The organism is Paenibacillus sp. PvR098, from assembly GCF_017833255.1.
Classification (GTDB): Bacteria; Bacillota; Bacilli; order Paenibacillales; family NBRC-103111; genus Paenibacillus_G.
In genome coordinates, this window is sequence record NZ_JAFIBU010000001.1 from 2,793,129 (window position 1) to 2,811,269 (window position 18,141).

Sequence of the window (18,141 nt, forward strand, 5' to 3'; positions counted from 1 at the left end):
GTACATATATAATGCATTTAAAAGAAAACGAAGTGCATCCCTTAGATGCACTTCGTTTTTTGCCCGACAATTTCCGGAAAACTATTGAGATTGGTTAACCCGATCATACAAACGAAAGTTTACGAATGAAAGTCCTGTCCGGAACGAACTTCTTTGACATAGCCGGCACGAATCACAAAATCGCCGAAATGTTCGCCTTCTCGCCGTTCCTTCGCATATTGAGTAACAATCGGTTTCAGCGACTCCAGAATCTCCGCTTCGCCGATGTTTTCCTTGTACAGCTTGTTCAGTCGGTTTCCTTCAAAACCACCGCCCAAATACATGTTGTATTTGCCGGATGCCTTGCCGATGAACGCTATTTCCGCTAACATCGGTCGGGCGCATCCATTCGGACAGCCGGTCATGCGAATGACAATCTCCTCGTCGCGCAAGCCGGCCTCCTCCAACATCGGCTCGATCTTATCAAGCAGCGTGGGAAGGTAGCGCTCCGCTTCGGCCATCGCCAACCCGCAGGTTGGCAAAGCCACGCAGGCCATGGAATTTCTCCGCAATGCGGAATAGTGGATCCCATCGGTTAGTCCATACTCCTCGATCAATTCCTCAATCTTTTTCTTTTTCTGGCTGCTTACGTTGCCGATGATCAAGTTTTGGTTCGGAGTAAGCCGGAAATCCCCGGAATGCACCTTCGCGATTTCCCGTAGACCGGTCATCAAAAGGTAGTTATCCTCGTCTTTGACCCGGCCGTTCTGGATAAAGAGTGTAAAATGCCATTTTCCGTTGCTGCCCTTCACCCAGCCATAGCGATCCCCATTGTGGTTAAAGTGGTACGGACGAGCTTCCTCAAGCTTCCACCCTAGACGATTGCTTAGCTCATTGATGAACCAATCTATGCCGCGGTCGTCGATCGTGTACTTAAAACGCGCATGCTTACGGACCGAGCGATCGCCGTAATCCCGTTGGATCATGACCGTCTTCTCCGCAACGTCGATGAGCTGCTCCGGCGAGCAGAACCCAATCACTTGGCCCACCTGGGGATAGGTGCTCGGATCGCCATGCGTCATCCCCATGCCGCCGCCTACCGTGACATTGAAGCCCTTCAGTTGTCCTTCTTCGACAATCGCGATGAAGCCCAGATCCTGGGAGAATACGTCTACATCGTTGGATGGAGGGACCGCTATACCGATTTTAAACTTACGCGGCAAATAGACAGGTCCATAAATCGGCTCTTGCTCTACCCCATTATCCTGACTGTCCACCATTTTTTCGCCGTCAAGCCAAATCTCGTGATAGGCTTTGGTCCGAGGATCAAGGTGCCGGCTGACCCGGCTCGCCCACTCGTAAACCTCGGAATGAATCTCGGACTGGTACGGATTCGGGTTACACATGACGTTGCGGTTTACGTCGCCGCAAGCAGCTAACGTGCTTAACAACGCATCGTTTACTTCCTTTATCGTCTTCTTCATGTTCCACTTGAGTACGCCGTGCAGCTGGAAGGACTGTCGAGTCGTCAGACGAATCGTTCCGTTGGCATATTTCTGTGCGATTCGGTCCATCATCAACCACTGCTCAGGCGTAACTACCCCGCCAGCCGCACGTACGCGCAGCATGAACTGATAAGCCGGTTCCAGCTTCTGTTTTTGCCGTTCGTTGCGCAGGTCTCTATCGTCCTGCATGTAGCTGCCATGAAATTTCATCAATCGATTATCATCTTCGGGTATGGAGCCCGTGATTACGTCCTCGAGAGTCTCTTCAAGGCTCCCCCGCAAATAATTGCTCCTGCTTTTAATATGTTCTACATCGCTGTGCGGCGCACTGTGCGGTGAAAGTAAATTATTTTCTGACATTTTGGATTTTCTCCTCTCGCGATCTTCGGGACTCGGACTTAATAAACATCCCGCTGATAACGTTTCTGCTGTTGCATACGGGTTAAATATTCCGCGGCTTCCTCCGTACTCAAGCCGCCCTCTTGTTCGAGGATCGTTATTAGGGCTGCATGGACGTCATGTGCCATCTTCTTCTCATCGCCACACACATACACGCAAGCCCCTTCCTGCAGCCATTGGTAGAAGTCGCGGCTCTTTTCAAGCATCCGGTGTTGTACGTACACTTTCTCGTCGGTATCACGGGAGAACGCGACATCCATGCGTGTCAGCACGCCATCCCTCAGCCAACGCTGCCATTCAACCTGATAAAGGAAGTCTGTGGAGAAATGCTGATCGCCGTAGAACAGCCACGTTTTCCCTTCGGCTCCGGTCTCTTCCCGTTCTCCAAGGAAGGCTCTGAACGGAGCGACGCCAGTGCCTGGTCCAATCATAATGATCGGTGTATCCGGGTTCTCAGGAAGCTTGAAATTAGGGTTATGTTGAATATATACCGGCAACGTTTCGCCCGGCAGCACTCTCTCCGCGAGCTGAACGGAGCAGACGCCGTATCTATCTCGTCCTTGGGTCTGGTAACGAACTGTTCGGACCGTGACGTGTACCTCATCCGGGAATGCTTTCGAGCTGCTGGCGATCGAGTATAAGCGAGCAGGCATCTTCCGAAGGATCGATACGAATTCGCCCGCAGGCACACCCTTAAGGGAGTAATCTTGCACCAAATCCAATAAATCCCGCCCGTTGAGATACGTCCTAAGTTCTTGTTCGCGTCCCGCCTCCAGAAGCTGTTTCAGTCCATGGTTCGAGGTAAGCTTTGCCGCTTGCTCCAACAACGGCTTGGTCAGCACGGTGATCTCATAATTGCGAAGCAGCGCCTGTCGCAATGGCCGCTCTTCGCCATTCTTATTAATGATAACGGGCTCCTCCACTTTCCAGCCCATCGCTTCGATCAACTCATCCACAAGGCGAGGATGGTTTTCCGGATAGATGCCTAAGCTGTCCCCCGGTTCATACTGAAGGTTGGATCCCTCAAGGGATAACTCGATGTGGCGAGTTTCTCGGTCCGATCCGCGGCCGTTCAGATTCAAATTCTCAAGAACCTCGGTCTGGAACGGATTCGATCTGGAATATTCCGGTTCCGTCCCACTAACGACCGCCGCGCCGGCTGCAATTGCGATTGCCGGGGCCGCGGACGCGCCACTTAGGGAACCTAAGACCTTATTCATCCATTCTGCAGCAGGCTCCTCAAAATCCACGTCGCAGTCAACACGCGGGGTAAGCCGCTTAGCGCCCAGCTCCTCCAAGCGCTTGTCGAAATCCTTGCCCGTTTGGCAGAAATACTCGTAGGACGTATCTCCCAGTGCGAGCACGGAAAACTGCATGCCCTCCAATTGTGGCGCTCTCTTGCTGTGAAGGAACTCATAGCAAGTAATGGCATTATCCGGCGGCTCTCCTTCCCCGTGGGTGCTCACCACAATGAGCAGGTTTTGGACCTTCTTTAAGCCATTCGGCTTGAAGTCGCCCATTGAGGAGAGCGTTACTTGAAAGCCTCGCTCTTCCAGTTTTTTGGACACCTTCTTCGCCAATCCATGGCTGTTGCCTGTCTGCGATCCGAAGAGCACCGTAACCTCCTTGGAGGTTACAGCATCATTCGCTGCCACTAGCGGAGCAGCGCCAGACGTCACCGCAGCTGCCGCTCCATGTAAAGCCGTAAGATATCCGCTAAGCCAAATGCGCTGTGCTTCCGTCAGCATAGGCAGAACGCGATTCAGCAGTTCTGCTTGCTCCTGATTAAAAGGACTGTTTGTTACTTGAAGATTCAACAATATCCACCTCGCATAGATGCAATGATATTAATTCCCAGTATACCTATCGTATTAATTTTTTTCTCTCTTGAGCCTATCACAGCAGGTTCAACAGGTCAATTAGAATGACCTTATAGGATTGATCAGTTATATTGATAAAGTTATAAAACCTATTCTTTAAGGCGTACTAACCTGCAAATGTTGAATAAGCCTTTGCTCATTTTCTCTTGCATCATCAACATGAAAGACATGCGAAGATTTGTCCGACCAATACAATTTTTTACCTTTCGGGGCATCAAGCGTTTCGTAATAACGGGTGATGAGTTCGGGCATGACATGCTCCGAAATAGTAAAGTCGTTACTTTTGAATAATTTCATACGCTCCCCACTTCAGGTTTGACTTTTATAGTAGCTTAGCTGTACAGGTGTGAACCGCTGGATTATCCCAAATGTCCATTTCAGTTACTTACACTATATATATGGTTCTTCCTAGCCTCTACTGAATCATCTAGCTATCAGTGTGCTGATACTCGCTTGCTTTCCGATCCCTTCTCCGGCGGAACCGATCGTTTCAGAAAGAATGAAGCTGTCCACGCGATGGCTACCAGCCCGAATGCCAGCAGGAATGCGCTTTTCATTCCAGCCATCATGGCTAGATTTTGTAGTGCAGACTCTTCTTTCATACTGGGCGCATTGTCCACAAACTGTTTAGAACTATTTGTCATAACGGTTACAAGCAATGCTGTCCCAACAGCGCCCGCCACCTGCTGAAGCGTACTGATAATGGCTGTACCGTGCGGATATAACGGAGGTGAAAGTTCGTTCAAAGCGTTGGTCATGACCGGCATCATTAACATCGAAATGCCCAGCATCAATAGCGTATTCAAAATCATAATCGTGCTGTATGAGGTTGACAATGTGATAAAAGCGAATTGCCACAGCGTATTGGCCATGAGTCCTAATCCGATGATGGCAAGCCACTTGGCGCCAAATTTATCAAATAATCGACCCGTAATCGGCGACATAATCCCCATAACAACACCTCCTGGCAGCATGACCAGACCTGCCTCCAGCGGACTGTAACCTAACGCGTTCTGAAGAAAAATCGGCAGCAGCATCATAGCGGAGAACATGGCCATCATGACGATCATCATAATCAGCGTCGACATCCTAAAAACGTTGTATTTAAATGTTCTTAGATCTAGCAACGGTTCTGCCATCGTCAATTGTCTCCATGTAAACAGCACTAAAGAAACGACGCCGATGGCAGTGGGAATAAGGACTTCATTGCTCGACCAACCCCCGTGTCCTTCACCGGCACTACTGAAGCCGTACACGATCCCCCCGAATCCAAAGGTGGAGAGAAGAAGCGACAACAGATCAATCTTCGGCTTCGTCGTCTCCGTCATATTTTTAAGCTTCAACGATGCAAATATGATCACAAACAACGCGATCGGCAGAACACTGTAAAAGAGAACCCGCCAGCTGAAATGCTCGACAATGATCCCAGACAGAGTGGGGCCTATCGCAGGAGCAAATGTGATCACGATGCCAATCGTACCCATAGCCGAGCCTCGTTTATCAATAGAAACAATGGCAAATACCACATTAGTTAATAAAGGAAAAAGAAGGCCGGTTCCTGCCGCTTGAAGCACCCTTCCTATGAAAAGCACGGCGAATCCTGGGGCGATAGCCGCTACGAATGTACCCACCGTAAACAAGCCCATGGCCGTAAGGAACAAGCTTCTTGTCGTGAACCGCTGAATTAAATAAGCGGTCACCGGTATAAGTACACCTATAACTAACAGATATCCAGTTGTCAACCATTGCGCAGTGCTAGGTAAAATCCCAAGGTCCCCCATAATTTTGGACAAGGCTACGTTTAGGAGCGTTTCATTCAAAATGGCTACGAACACACCAAGAATCATTACCATGACCACTAAAAAGTTGTCTTTGCTCCCAAATGTCCCTCCGTTATGATTTGATTCGTTATGATTTTCCACTATCTTTCTCCTCTCATCGTATCATGCCACGAGAAACATGGTCTTGGCTAAAAGACAACCCTTGGGTTCTTCTTCCTCCGCGTCATTGAGTCACTTTCTCGGGCAATTTTGATTTCCGTCATGAATGATTTTCAGATCCTCTCTATTCTAGCATGATCATATGAAATGATTTCTTATCGATTGCTATGTTGGACAACACTACCCTTACTATTCGATCCTAATAGCAAATACCAGTCAAAACACAAAAATAAAGTGTTAGACTGGTTATTGTTTATTTCACTATCATGAGGTCGTCTGGTTGGCCTCATCATTCGGTACTTATCCCATAACAAATGAAAGAAACGTAGTAAAAGTGGACAAAGATGTTGAATTAGCCTTATTAGGCCCTTTAGGCTGTAATATTCAAACAGGTAGTGGAACAGTATTAAACAAATTAAAACCGTCTTTTGGTAGTTCTATTGCTATTTATGGTACGGGTGCAGTAGGTTTGAGTGCTATCATGGCAGCTAAACTTGCTGGATGTAAAAAATGATTTCACTCAAATAAATGATGCATTTGAAGATTCAAAAAAAGGGTTAGCTATCAAACCAATTGTGAAAATTAGCTGAGCAGGAACTCAGCCATTAATATAAGTTTTTGCAGTTGCTGTTATTCTTAATTAAGAATAAGATTGCATTGGTCTTCTTTAAGTATAAGAACATTTGGAATGGTTCGTCTCGTTCCCCTAAAGCTTTATATCGAGCAAACCTGATTTCTACCGTTGTGCTTTGCTTTATAAAGGGCTACGTCGGCTTGCTCGATCATATCGTCACGGTTGTTCTTGGATAGAGATGCAACGCCTATTGATATGGTAATTTTAATTGTCGTTCCATCATTTAATACGAACGAATGGTCTTGTACAGCAAGTCTGATTCGCTCCGCAATAATAAGTGCATGTTGGTGAGGGCAATCAAAAAGTAGGATGGAAAATTCTTCTCCACCAATACGCGAGATGACATCGAAATTGCGAGATGTATTTTTAAGTAATTCACCGACCTGTTTTAACAAATAGTCACCATTTGGATGCCCATATGTATCATTTACCTTTTTGAAATAATCTATATCAACTAGCATTAATGTCAAATACTCATTTTTCTCTATTGCATTTTTCAAACTCGTATTGAACACGGTATCAAACGTGCGGTGATTGTTCAATTCAGTTAAAAAATCGAATGTTGCTTCCTTTTCCATTCGTAAGGAGTAACTCTTTGCTTTAGCTAAAAAAAGTGATAGGTACGCCGCGAACACGCCTCCGATAAACATCATAAAGATAAACAGCACTGCAGGATCAAGCCCTTGCTTCCCGAAATTTATAAAAAACACGATTGAAGTAAGCACATTGGCTATTAGTAGAGAATACAACCACTTTTTCCAATAAGAGAAGTACATACTGCAAATCATACCAACACCAAGAGAGACTACAAAGGTATTCGCGGCGGCGACCAGAGTATTTGGAGTGATTGACCCGAAAGCAAATAAACGCATCACGCTTATAATTAGCCCTGCTATTAAGGATGAATAGAGCCCCCCTCCAATAGCGGAAAGAATTATTGCAAGATGTCTAAAATCTAGGATAGTATTTTCAAAATTTACCTTAAAAGCCATAAGCAGGATTCCTAATAACCCGCCTACAAAGCCGATCTTTATCTTCTCAAAAAATGTTGGAGTTTCACCAAGATTTCTTTTTTTGAATATGACTAGGCTGGTTGTAAATAAAAATGCTGTAAGAATAGCAAAATTAGCGATTATATCTTGTATAGTATAAAAAAGCCCATCCCTCAATATCATATCCCCCCACGAAGTCATCTAGTTGAATTACTGCCCGATATTTTTGTAACCAAAAACAGGGATAGCCTAATGCGCGGCAGCCGGACGATCTTATTCTATGTACCTTGCTTGTAATGATCTTTAGCAGTAATCTCCAGAAAATGATCCAAAACCAGTGGATCAAATTGACTGCCTCTCCCAGACTCCATAATTTTCAAGGCATCATGATATGACATAGCATCTCGGTATGATCTTTTGGAAGTAATCGCGTCCCATACATCACATACGGCTATAATCCGCGCCTGTAGTCCAATTTGATCGCCCGATAGACCATAGGGATAGCCTTTCCCGTCCATTCGTTCATGATGATGCATGACTCCTCCTAAAATAAGCTCCGCATACGGGAGATCTTTAAGTATTCTTCTTCCAAGTTCCGGATGCTGCTTCATTAGACGATATTCATCATCCGTCAATTTCCCTTCTTTATTCAGGATGCTTTCCGAAATCCCAATTTTACCAATGTCATGAAGCATGGCTGACCATTTCAATCTCATCAGATCATCCGTTTCTAAGCCCATACGTTCCCCAATTCGTACTGACATATCGCCTACACGGTGACTGTGCCCACTCGTATATGAGTCTCTGACTTCAATAGACTGGGCGAGTGAGTCGATCAGCGCAATACTAAATTGTCCTAATCGCACTTCATGAGTTTCGATTTTGTTACGCTGATGACTTAGTACGGAAAATAATTTACCCATCATTGCACCACAGATGATAAAGAAAAACATGCGTACGAAGCTGTCAGATAATGGTTCACTATAATGGTTTGCAACGTCTTCGGGCATAAAGGGACCTACTAAGACTCCTGCGATCACCCCTACCGAAATACCGCCTTTTATTCCCCAAAATAGGGCAGCAGGAATGATCGCGAGATACAAAGAATCTGTATATGGAGCGTTCGTCCCGTTCGTAAAATATACAAGTACCCAAGCAAGGATTAATAAACATATAATTACTGCGTATTGGTAAGTTCCACGTATTTTTATCATACTTTGATTGGTTCCCACTTTCCATATTTTCACTCACTCTATCATATAAATGTTAGAAAAGATTAAGGATTAAAAAGTGGACGCGCTTGAATGAAGCTGCTCGTTACTTCAATAAATACAAAAGAGGAGCTGCTGTTAGCATGCTCCTCCATAGTCGTTTTCCTTTAACTTAATGATCATTGTATTTTTATTCGTATTATTGTATATTTATAACAACGTAAGTATTACATTAGCTATTTATAACGTAATAACGACTATTCTGAGCTGCATAAAAAAGGATTGATTAAAATGGATAAAGTAGAAAAAGTAAGAGTATTATCAGAGTTGTTTGAATTAATCAACATGTATTATGTTGACCGAGACCAACCAACCGAGGAGAACAATTTTTTTAAAAAAGTGGAGTATTGTTGCAGTCTTTTAGACTTAGATTTTAATGAATTAAAAAAAGAATTTGAACTAGAGATGTTTTAGTTGCTTCTGTATAAACATAGGTTACTTAAACAAATAATCCCCATTACAGGGATCTTAAAACACAAATATTTGTTACGCCGGACATTATTGGCACTCTGAATTTGTCGAAGGACAAGAACCTAGGATCTTCGATGATTTCCGATTTCTCGCAGCGCGTTCAACTCCTAGATTAAGCTTGCAGGATTCGTTTTAAAACGAACGGACAAATAAAAAAAGCGGATGGTGAAGCATCCGCTTGGATGGCAATCAAACCGGCGTTACACTCCAACCCATAACAATCGGTTTACACAATCCTCCTCGCCATGTATTTTCCTATACCATTTTCCAATCCTGTTACGTCCCTATTCTGCCCGTTTGTTTGTTTTTTTGTAGAATTGTACAATTTCATCTGCTGGAAGTGGAGGACTATAATAATAACCTTGTCCTGCATTACACTCGTTCTGCTTTAGAAAGAGGGCCTAAAAATAGCTATTTTTATGACTATATAACACAAGTTTCATTTGAAAATAGCACATTAATTTATTGTAATTGTTTTAGCGGTTTCCAGACATGCTTCACTTCTTATGGATTTGTTGTGCGTACATACGTAATGTAGTCAACATTCACGGCTTCATGTGATTCTTCTCTGAGGGCTCTGTTAATCTGCCCCCGATGATATTGCCCGTGGAGAGCTACGTGTGTGAGAATATCCCGGATGGACGTGCGAAAAGGAGTACCGCTCTGATTCTTATATGTAATCAAGTCATTCAGTTGTTCTTCTTTAAGCAAACTTATGTATCGTCTATAATGCTGTTCGTTTTCCCGAATAAGTTCCTGCATATCAGAAATATCTGCATCTACCCATATAGGCAGATGCGAACTGTCCTTCCCTTCAAGTCGAGTCAGCCAAACCCGTTCGGCGTATATAACATGATGAAAGAGTCGGGAAATTTCCATCTCAAGGCTATCGAGTGAATCAAGTTTACTCAAGATGCGATGATTTGCCCAATACAAATGATCCAGCATACGGTAAATTGTCTCCACGTATCACAACTCCTTATATTGTTTTGGATTAGACAACTAAGTTACACAACATAATGCCTCTAGAGGAAGGAAGCATCCGAACCGCATTAGCCCATAACCATAATCAATACCTGCAGGATCTTCATCAAATGTTTCTACAAGAATACGTGGGAATATAGCACTTTTCCCTGCTTTTGTTCCCTTTATATTTCTTAATGCCGACAGGTCTAAACCACTTCTTACAATAAGAAATCTTCTAATATACTATTCACTACGATATCGCTTTCATTACTCAAAGATAATAGGAATACGTTTCTTGCTATCAGTTTCGCCTTCTATGATTTTCTAGAGCGTCGCACTATTCATGTACCCAAAAAGCCACCTAGGGTAAGTGTCTTAATGAGCTCATTTCCAATGGACATTCACCCATTATTTTTCAATGACATATAGATATTTCGTGCAGAAGAACATTCGAAGGATTGATGTCAATAACAAAAACACGAAGGCTTGCAGGTGAATTATTTTGCCTTCCTCCCCAAAAAATCACACTTCAACAAGCTCTTATCCCTTTTATCGGTCTTGATGCTGCTTTATTTGAAGTAGCTTTTCCATCTGGCATAGACGTTGAACTTACACTTATACAAGTTGGCAAGAATTTTGTGAAAACTCGGCAGGGATTGCAGGAGAAAACGTTTAGTTTTAACGAACCTTTGCGTATCGGAATTTTTCGTCCAAGACCGCGAAAACCGCTAACTCGTGTAGTGGTTGAAATAAGAGGACTAGATCCATCTGTAAGCAGAATTAATGAAGGTGATTTAGTTCGAATCGGTTTGGATTTTATAGAAATTACGGGTGAAACCTTTATAAGACCAGGCGTAAACGCCTTCTATCCGTTGAATGATTTTGTTACAATTGAAAGCCGTGATCCAGAAGAATGAAAAAATAATTACATTAATTCTAAAAAAATATTCCATAACAAAGTCTTTGGTCTTTTCTTCATAATCCCCGCTGTCCGCACTTATAGAGGTTGACTTCTCTGGGACTCCCTCTGTTTTAAACCCGTTGGAACGGCCAGCCTTACTTTCATGTTATTAATGCCTGTTTTCATTAAACAAAGCTATTCTCACTCACTCATTGCTCTCCTTTCATTCCAAACCGTAATATGTACTTTATATGTTTATTATAAATTCAACTTCAACAAAACGCATTACCGTTCAAAAAAAAGCGTATACAAAGAAAAAACCTCATGGGAGATTTTTTCTTTGTATTTATTTATTTGTACAATGCGTCCATCATGCGTTCGAGCACAATAATCGCCTCAGCTCGCGCCGCTCGCGCCAGTGGACGGAAGGTTCCGTCCGGGAAGCCGTCCAACAGACCATAGGTTTTAGCTTGTTTAACGCTGTTCTGCGCCCACGGGCTGATCGCCGTATGGTCCGTAAACAACGACACTCCGGCGGACGGAATGGTGACGGGCGTTTGTTGAGCCTTCTTATAAGCATGCGCCTTGTCCAGCATAACGGCCATCTGCTCCCGAGTGATCGGGTCGTTCGGCCGGAAACTTGAGTTCGTTACTCCGGTGACAATACCGGCGGCAAATACTTGATAAATAGCTTTATGATACCAAGCGTCCAGTGTTACATCTTCGAAAGGTCGAGGAGCGCCCGTTTCTTGTAACCGAAGCGCACGGGCCAGAAGTGCAGCGAACTGCGCACGCGTCACCGTCCCCTGCGGATCAAATAGCGTATCCGTCACGCCGTTTGTAATTCCTCGTCCAGCCATCCTTTCAATGTTTCCTTTGGCCCAATGCCCTTCCACATCACTAAAAGCTATGGATCGTTCCATCGCGGCATACTGTGAAAAATGGAGCGCATGAAAAACGATGGTTCTATCCGGCTGCAGTTGACCTCCGGTGTATTCCCAGCTTCGGCTGGATGGATTCCACCAATAAACGCCTACGTTATGCGGATTACGGATTTGGCTTGCATCCACTACAAAGGAAATTCGGATCGGCTGGGCAAAGTTCTTTATGCTTCCATCGCTGTCCGACAATTCAAACCGGTAGCTTCCTAACACCTGATTAGTTCCCTGTGTTGACCCCAATGGAAATGAATGTGGCGTTGCGGACGATATAGAAAACTTCCAACCGGAACCTCCGCTGCTTTTTATAACAGCAGGCGGCACCTCCAATCTAACCCGGTCTGAACGAATAGTGATCGCTCTCCCGGCCTTGTTAAGCGCTTCTAGGATAGGAGGACTTAAGATCACATCCACACTTTCATTCCCGTCGATAGTAGAAGCGTCTATGGTGATCGGACCATTCCGTACAGCCAATTCGCGGTCAATCCTTTCCTTGGAAACCTCAACGATCGTCCGGGTTTCCATAGAAGGCGTGATCGCGATTTTTTTCGGATCGCTTACCGGTGTTGGCGTCGCTTCCGGTAACGGTGGCGCTGTTGGCGCTAGGCCTCCGCCGCCTCCGCCTCCACCTCCACCGCCCCCGCTCCTTGGCAATGGCCTTTCATTCGTTGGCTGAGGCGTTGGATTATCTGACGGAACGGAAGGCTGTGCAGGGACCGGTGCAGGAGCTGGCGATGGATCCGTTGGCTTCGGTGAAGGTTCCAGTGAAGAAGGACTCTCCAAAAGCTCCGCTGAAGGTGATGCTGCAGGCGTTACATCATACCGGAATTCACGTTCCTCGCTTGCCGTATCGTTGGCTACTGTTAGCGACTTCACCGTCACCGGCCCCGGCTTGTCCAATACAATCGCTTCGCTATAAAGGTTTGAGGAAGGTGACGGTGCAGATCCATCCGTCGTGTAATAGATGGACGCGCCGGGAACGTTTGAATTTAGCCTGATTTCCGTACCTGCTGGGAGCGTGCCGGAAGCATGGCTCGCCTCCGGGGCCCCCGGCAATCTTTCGAACGTGACCCTATTCGAGCGAATAAATTCCTGTTCCGCGCCGTCATCCGAATAAACTTGGTAGCGTCCGTAATCTATCGGGAGGGTCAGGGTGCCGCGCCCGTCCGTAAGCGTAACGGTTTGTACAGGGTCCGGCGTCCATAACCCGCTCGTAAAGCGCAGCCGGCTGATATTCAACCCGGCGGCCGCAGCATAGGTCGATCCCGAAACGGTTCCATAACCATCTGTTGCGGTAAGCGTAAAGGTACCGTTCGGTTGGTTTGCCGTGTAAGACATTTGCAGCTGTAGCCGGGGAAGCGTCAAAGCCCTCTTGGCATTAATCAGTCCACTGCCATAATAGTCCTTCGCATTCAGGCGGTTGCCGTTTCTATAAACGTTTCCCAATTCGGGCATACGAACGGCGCTATCCGTCACAATATCATACAATTGCTCTTTACTTAGCGATGGGTTCGCCGCTTTGGCCAAGGCCGCAAGGCCCGTGACAAAAGGGGTCGCCATGGAGGTGCCCGATTTAAATTGATAGCCTCCCGGAACCGTACTCAATATGTCAACGCCGGGGGCTGCCACCGAAACGAACCCGATATTCGAAAAGTCCGCCACTTTCACATCTTCCTCCAACCTCCCGGTCTGCGACAAGTAATCGACGGCTCCCACGCTAACGACACCGTCCGTACCTGCCGGAAAACCGGTATGATTGAAATAGCGCTGCGTATCCCCAATCGGATTATGTAAATTAAACGGTTCGCTTCCAACCCAGTGATTGCTGTCATTACCCGAAGCCGCAACAACCAATACCTGATGATCTATAGCATATTGAATGGCCTCAGACTCGATCCGGTCCCAAGCAACCGCCGGCCTTCCAGCCTCGTCCAAAACCAATCTTCCCAGCGCATCCCTTTGATAGCGGTCCCGGCTCAAGCTCAAATTAATGATCGAAGCGCCACGGTCAACCGCCCACTTGATTCCGCTGGCTATGGTCAAGGTATTGCTTACACCATTAGCGTCTGCTACCTTGACCGGGATGATCTTGACGCCGCCGGCTACTCCGGCCACGCCCTCCCCATTGTCCGTAATGGCCGCTGCGATACCGGCGACGTGAGTGCCGTGTCCGTGATCGTCATTCGGATCCGTGTCATTGTTGATGAAATCATATCCGTTGATCTGCCCGCCAACCCGGTCTATCGACGCCGACAGGTCGGGGTGGCTAAGGTTCACGCCGGTATCAATAATGGCGATTTTGACCTGGCTCCGCCTTTCTGCGCTTATTTGCTCCCAAGCATATGTCGCTTCGATTACAGATAAACCCCACTGCTGGGCATAACCGGGATCGTTCGATGCGGCAGATGACACCGATAGCGGATTGGCCGAAGGTTGGAATTGAACCGTGTCAGATACGCCGCCATCGGGCAGCTCCAGACGGTATACATACACCGGCTGGGCGTATTCGACATTAGGATCATCATTTAATTCTTCCACCTTGTGCCATACATTTTCCTGCAAGGGGAGATCGATCGTCTTTACACTTCGGTCTTCGGATACCAGTGGGGGAACAGAGCGTATACGGGAGTTATTGTTGACGGGCTGTTTATATTTGACGATGACCTTCCCAGGGACAACCTCCGGATTGGTGACGGGATATTCCGTAACAGCTTCTTCGGAAAAAACAGGATGAACGCCGACCCCTAGCTGTGAGGCGAGTAATGAAAATAAGGTGATGATTCCAACCCATCGCTTGATTCGTATCATTTTCATTCTTCCTTTCCCTTCACTCTAGTACTCTGTATGTAACCGGTTTACCGTATGTAAGTTTTGCATGCTGCCAAACCTATTGGTTCTATGAATCTTTTTTAACCAATTCTATTACTTTGAATCTATGAACTCATTTAAAATTCGGTAAATCGATTCTTAAGCCCGACGGCAGAAACCACCGAAAGCCTGCGAAACGAAAAAGCCGAGGAGAATCAGGAAAGAATCCCTGAATCTCGCTCGGCTTATGGGCATTGCTAATCATCTCAAAGAACTTGCTACTCCTCCATAAAACAATCCGCAGCCTCCAAGAAGAAACGTGTCCCATCCGGGAGATACGTTTCATTCGCAATCGGCGGTACGTGCTCCAATCTAATTAAGCTTCATCCACTTTCGTTCCAGCATTTGAGGTACATAGCTTTCCAGTTGATAAAAAAGTTCCCCGGGTTCACTAGAGACGTTGATCAAACTGAGATGTGAAGTATTGGAGAAGTAGACACAGATACAAACGATGGAGATTCTTTTATCGATGGTCGTCCGTTCTATGCAAAAGGAAAAAGGGCACTGCCAGATGGCAAGGCCCTTTTCCTTTTAATTTGCATGCTCGCCCATAAATCAAAGGGCCATTCTCAGAAGGTGGGTAATCAAATGAGTTACCAAAACTCCCGTTCAGGGGAGTTAGTCCGCTCGATCTTCACCAGTTAAAAGTCCTTCAATTTCGTTGTTAATCTCCACCGGCAGTCTGGTTTTAAAATAACCAACCATCGCGCTGACTGCTTTTTCGGCTTGCGGTTCTGTAATACCTGCTTCGTTTGCTACATGCTCCCGTATGATGTGCTTCATAACGACCTCCAATGGTTTTTTACTATATGTATTATCTGTTGGAAATGGAGAGTTATACATACGGTTGAGATTAACCAAACATGCCTGCATTAGCGCTATTATTTTCACTCAAATAACCGAAAATTAAGTTCTAGACTGTCTCGCTTACGTAGTCTTTTAAACTAGTCTTTAGGAAATTTCTCGATAAGTCGCGCATATTTCTCATGCCATGTTTTCCATTCGTTGTCTCGGGAGTCTAGCGTCCTTTCATCCAGTAATGCATGGATCACATCCAAGCATACATGCCAGCCGGCGAGATCCTTTGAGGTATGGTCCGTAATCTTACTCATCTTTTCAATTAAGACCAACCGACAGCCTTCTGACTCAGAATAAAGCTCAAAACGAACTCGGTCTTCACCCCATGTATATTCCAATACGGAATACATTGTAAGCTCGATAATTTCAAGTTCCTCAAACGTACCATCCTGCATGTCGAACTTAATCATCCCGCCTTCACGGAGCTCGTCGATCCGGAGCTCGGAGAACCATTTTGCCAGCATATCGTTCTCCGTCAACCATGACCATACCTTTTCAACGGAATGCTTTAAACGACGTTCGAAGCGAGCCATATAGCCATTTTCAACTTTTTGTATAACCGCTAACAATTAAAACTCCTCCTCATCGAGGTGCCGTTCAAAGGCATCCAGTTTGTTAGACCAAAACTGACGATACGGTTCCAACCAATGATAGCCTTATATAGCTTAACCAGCATAACAAAATTGCTTTCGTGTGAAGTACAGAAGGGACATGTTATATAGAAATAAAGTGGAAATAGACATAAGCTTAGTCCGTTATGCCGCGGCACACTGAACTAAGCTTGAATGGTTTGCTTCCTTACCCGATTGCACGGGCAGCCAATCAAGTCGTTTGCCGACACTGTGGTTACGATTGATTGCGGTTGACCTCAGATACATCCGCGATATCGCGGATGTTCTTCCGTTACCGTAAAAAGCATCGTCCATCGCCTTGTTGGCTTGTACAGTATTCGTTACCGATTGATCTTCTTGCGACTGTGCGTGAAGCCAATCCAATGATTCTTCAGGGTTATGCTCCATTCTCATTTGCCTCCTACTTTAATTGAACCGTCGGCTCATAAAAAAATAAAGACCTGCTATAGCAGGCCCCCTTAGATGACTAATCAATAACCGACTTCAACCGATGCTATAACCACATAGGCCAAATCATTTATATCTTCTTTATCCGCAAGAACAACACCGCTGGTTGTAAGCATACCTCCGTCAATAACCTCGAAGGATACCTCACCGTAAGGCAACTCTGCTCTAACGACGGCTAGGTCCAGCTTCTCCTTATCTGCGGGAACGGCTAGCCTTACCTTCACTTGCATGTTATTAATATCGTTACCGGGAAGCACCGAACGCAGCCCAGGCATGGAGTTATGGTGTATGGCATTTTGAACGGCCCTGACGGCTGCCTTGGTCACGTTTTGTCCATGCAGATCAATCCCCATCCCGATTTCAATAAACATTACTTTATTCATTACCTTGTACACTCCCTTTACTACCTTGATCGTAGCTCCATTTTACCATAACCGGTGTTCCAAAAGATGTATTTCACACGCCGCTGCTCTTCCATTAAACGAAACCCTGCGGACGGTTCAGATGAAGGTGGTTTTATGCCCTCATCCGTAGAAACATGTTTGAGACTGGTTGAGACAACGGTCTCGAATAACAAGCGAAGCTATGACACTGCAAAAAGGACTATGTCTTCAGTTTCTTGCTGCCTGAGCGACGTAAGTCGCAGAGTACGGCCAAGAACAAGGCGTTAAACGCGATTGGGGGAGTAAATCGGGGCACCACCGCTCTATTGACAAACCAACTTCCGCTTCTCGCTTAACCGATTTTTTTATAGTAGAATGATGTCTAGCTACACTAAATGATTATGGGGTGTTTACATGTCCATTAATTTCACTAAAGCGATTGTCAATCGATTACAACGAGAAATTGCTGACATAGAAAGCAAAAGCATGAACGAGAGGAACAAAAAAGAAAAAGCTCAATCCAAAATTAATCAATTGCAGACAGATATGAAATTAAGTCAATCGCACAGCGATTTAAGTAGCAAAATGACGCGAATAAATAAGTTAAACGAAGATATCAAAACCATTAATCGTTTACAAGCGGATCTCTCCAAGCAGTTAGTAACGAAGAAAGCTTCGCTTAAACAGCATCTGGCCAAGGAGCCCCAACAAGAGGAAACGTTCGACAAGTGACCAAACAAACGGCTGAGGAGAAAGAAAAGAGGAGTTGCTGCATTGCAAGCTCCGCCACTATTGTTATGCGTTAGTGAAATAGCATTTTGTTGTTTTCTTTAGTCACAATATGACATAAATCAATATACCTGCAAGGCCTGCAAGAATGCACATTATGCCGCCGAAACGTGTATTCCAAATATAGAGGTCTGAGGGTTCTGTACCGTCCCTAGATGTCCAACGTTCTGTTATTTCCCAAAATACTGAGGTCTTAAAGATCATCAGCACTCCTGCAAATATAAGAAAAACGCCCATAAAAATCATAGGTTTCCGACCTTCCTGGACCCAATGTAGATGATTTATTAC

Annotated in this window: 16 protein-coding genes and 1 pseudogene; 4 read left to right on the forward strand and 13 right to left on the reverse strand. The window is 45.4% G+C overall.

All coding sequences use genetic code 11. From position 1 onward, the window contains the following. Positions 1–119: 119 nt before the first annotated feature. The 4 genes from cysI to JOE45_RS13845 form a co-directional block, all read right to left on the reverse strand. Entirely contained in the window at positions 120–1,844 is a 1,725-nt protein-coding gene (gene cysI, locus JOE45_RS13830) for an assimilatory sulfite reductase (NADPH) hemoprotein subunit (RefSeq protein ID WP_210019657.1), read from the reverse strand. Positions 1,845–1,882: 38 nt separating this feature from the next. Then, positions 1,883–3,700, reverse strand: coding sequence for an assimilatory sulfite reductase (NADPH) flavoprotein subunit (locus JOE45_RS13835; protein WP_210019656.1), 1,818 nt, complete (start codon positions 3,698–3,700; stop codon positions 1,883–1,885). A gap of 159 nt (positions 3,701–3,859) precedes the next feature. Next, a complete protein-coding gene (locus tag JOE45_RS13840; RefSeq protein WP_210019655.1) occupies positions 3,860–4,060 on the reverse strand; it encodes a hypothetical protein in 201 nt (66 codons plus the stop codon). A gap of 137 nt (positions 4,061–4,197) precedes the next feature. Beyond that, complete coding sequence (locus JOE45_RS13845; RefSeq protein WP_348632535.1) at positions 4,198–5,685, reverse strand: DHA2 family efflux MFS transporter permease subunit; 1,488 nt, start codon at positions 5,683–5,685, stop codon at positions 4,198–4,200. A gap of 304 nt (positions 5,686–5,989) precedes the next feature. Here JOE45_RS13845 and JOE45_RS13850 point away from each other — a divergent pair. Beyond that, positions 5,990–6,211 (forward strand): annotated as a pseudogene (locus JOE45_RS13850) (NAD(P)-dependent alcohol dehydrogenase); the annotation flags it as partial. 206 nt (positions 6,212–6,417) lie between these two features. Here JOE45_RS13850 and JOE45_RS13855 read toward each other — a convergent pair. Continuing rightward, the gene (locus tag JOE45_RS13855; RefSeq protein ID WP_210019654.1) at positions 6,418–7,506 is read right to left on the reverse strand and encodes a GGDEF domain-containing protein; all 1,089 of its coding nucleotides are present in this window, start codon (positions 7,504–7,506) and stop codon (positions 6,418–6,420) included. 101 nt (positions 7,507–7,607) lie between these two features. Beyond that, positions 7,608–8,543, reverse strand: coding sequence for an HD-GYP domain-containing protein (locus tag JOE45_RS13860; RefSeq protein WP_210019653.1), 936 nt, complete (start codon positions 8,541–8,543; stop codon positions 7,608–7,610). A 288-nt stretch (positions 8,544–8,831) separates the two neighbouring features. On the opposite strand from JOE45_RS13860, the gene JOE45_RS13865 reads away from it, so the two are divergent. Beyond that, positions 8,832–9,014 carry a hypothetical protein gene (locus JOE45_RS13865; protein WP_210019652.1) on the forward strand — a complete coding sequence of 61 codons (183 nt, stop codon included), beginning with the start codon at positions 8,832–8,834 and terminating at the stop codon, positions 9,012–9,014. Positions 9,015–9,575: 561 nt separating this feature from the next. Here JOE45_RS13865 and JOE45_RS13870 read toward each other — a convergent pair. After that, complete coding sequence (locus tag JOE45_RS13870) at positions 9,576–10,037, reverse strand: DinB family protein (RefSeq protein WP_210019651.1); 462 nt, start codon at positions 10,035–10,037, stop codon at positions 9,576–9,578. Between the two features lie 461 nt (positions 10,038–10,498). Between JOE45_RS13870 and JOE45_RS13875 the strand changes: the two genes are divergently transcribed. Further along, positions 10,499–10,954, forward strand: a complete 456-nt coding sequence (locus JOE45_RS13875) for a hypothetical protein (RefSeq protein WP_210019650.1) — start codon at positions 10,499–10,501, stop codon at positions 10,952–10,954. Between the two features lie 334 nt (positions 10,955–11,288). On the opposite strand, the gene JOE45_RS23875 is transcribed toward JOE45_RS13875, so the two are convergent. From JOE45_RS23875 to JOE45_RS13905, 5 genes are all read right to left on the reverse strand, one after another. Continuing rightward, positions 11,289–14,684 (reverse strand): S8 family serine peptidase, encoded by a 3,396-nt coding sequence (locus JOE45_RS23875; protein ID WP_210019649.1) that lies wholly within the window; start codon positions 14,682–14,684, stop codon positions 11,289–11,291. Between the two features lie 678 nt (positions 14,685–15,362). Further along, entirely contained in the window at positions 15,363–15,527 is a 165-nt protein-coding gene (locus JOE45_RS13890; RefSeq protein ID WP_210019648.1) for a hypothetical protein, read from the reverse strand. 161 nt (positions 15,528–15,688) lie between these two features. After that, positions 15,689–16,171 (reverse strand): SRPBCC family protein, encoded by a 483-nt coding sequence (locus JOE45_RS13895; RefSeq protein ID WP_210019647.1) that lies wholly within the window; start codon positions 16,169–16,171, stop codon positions 15,689–15,691. Positions 16,172–16,357: 186 nt separating this feature from the next. Further along, positions 16,358–16,621 carry a hypothetical protein gene (locus JOE45_RS13900; protein WP_210019646.1) on the reverse strand — a complete coding sequence of 88 codons (264 nt, stop codon included), beginning with the start codon at positions 16,619–16,621 and terminating at the stop codon, positions 16,358–16,360. Between the two features lie 83 nt (positions 16,622–16,704). Beyond that, positions 16,705–17,064, reverse strand: a complete 360-nt coding sequence (locus JOE45_RS13905; protein WP_210019645.1) for a Lin0512 family protein — start codon at positions 17,062–17,064, stop codon at positions 16,705–16,707. Positions 17,065–17,478: 414 nt separating this feature from the next. On the opposite strand from JOE45_RS13905, the gene JOE45_RS13910 reads away from it, so the two are divergent. Next, positions 17,479–17,796: a hypothetical protein gene (locus tag JOE45_RS13910; protein WP_210019644.1), complete on the forward strand. Its 318-nt coding sequence runs from the start codon at positions 17,479–17,481 to the stop codon at positions 17,794–17,796. A gap of 102 nt (positions 17,797–17,898) precedes the next feature. Here the strand turns inward: JOE45_RS13910 and JOE45_RS24015 are convergent, their stop codons facing one another. Continuing rightward, entirely contained in the window at positions 17,899–18,099 is a 201-nt protein-coding gene (locus tag JOE45_RS24015; protein WP_348632536.1) for a DUF6199 family natural product biosynthesis protein, read from the reverse strand. Between the last annotated feature and the right edge of the window lie 42 nt (positions 18,100–18,141).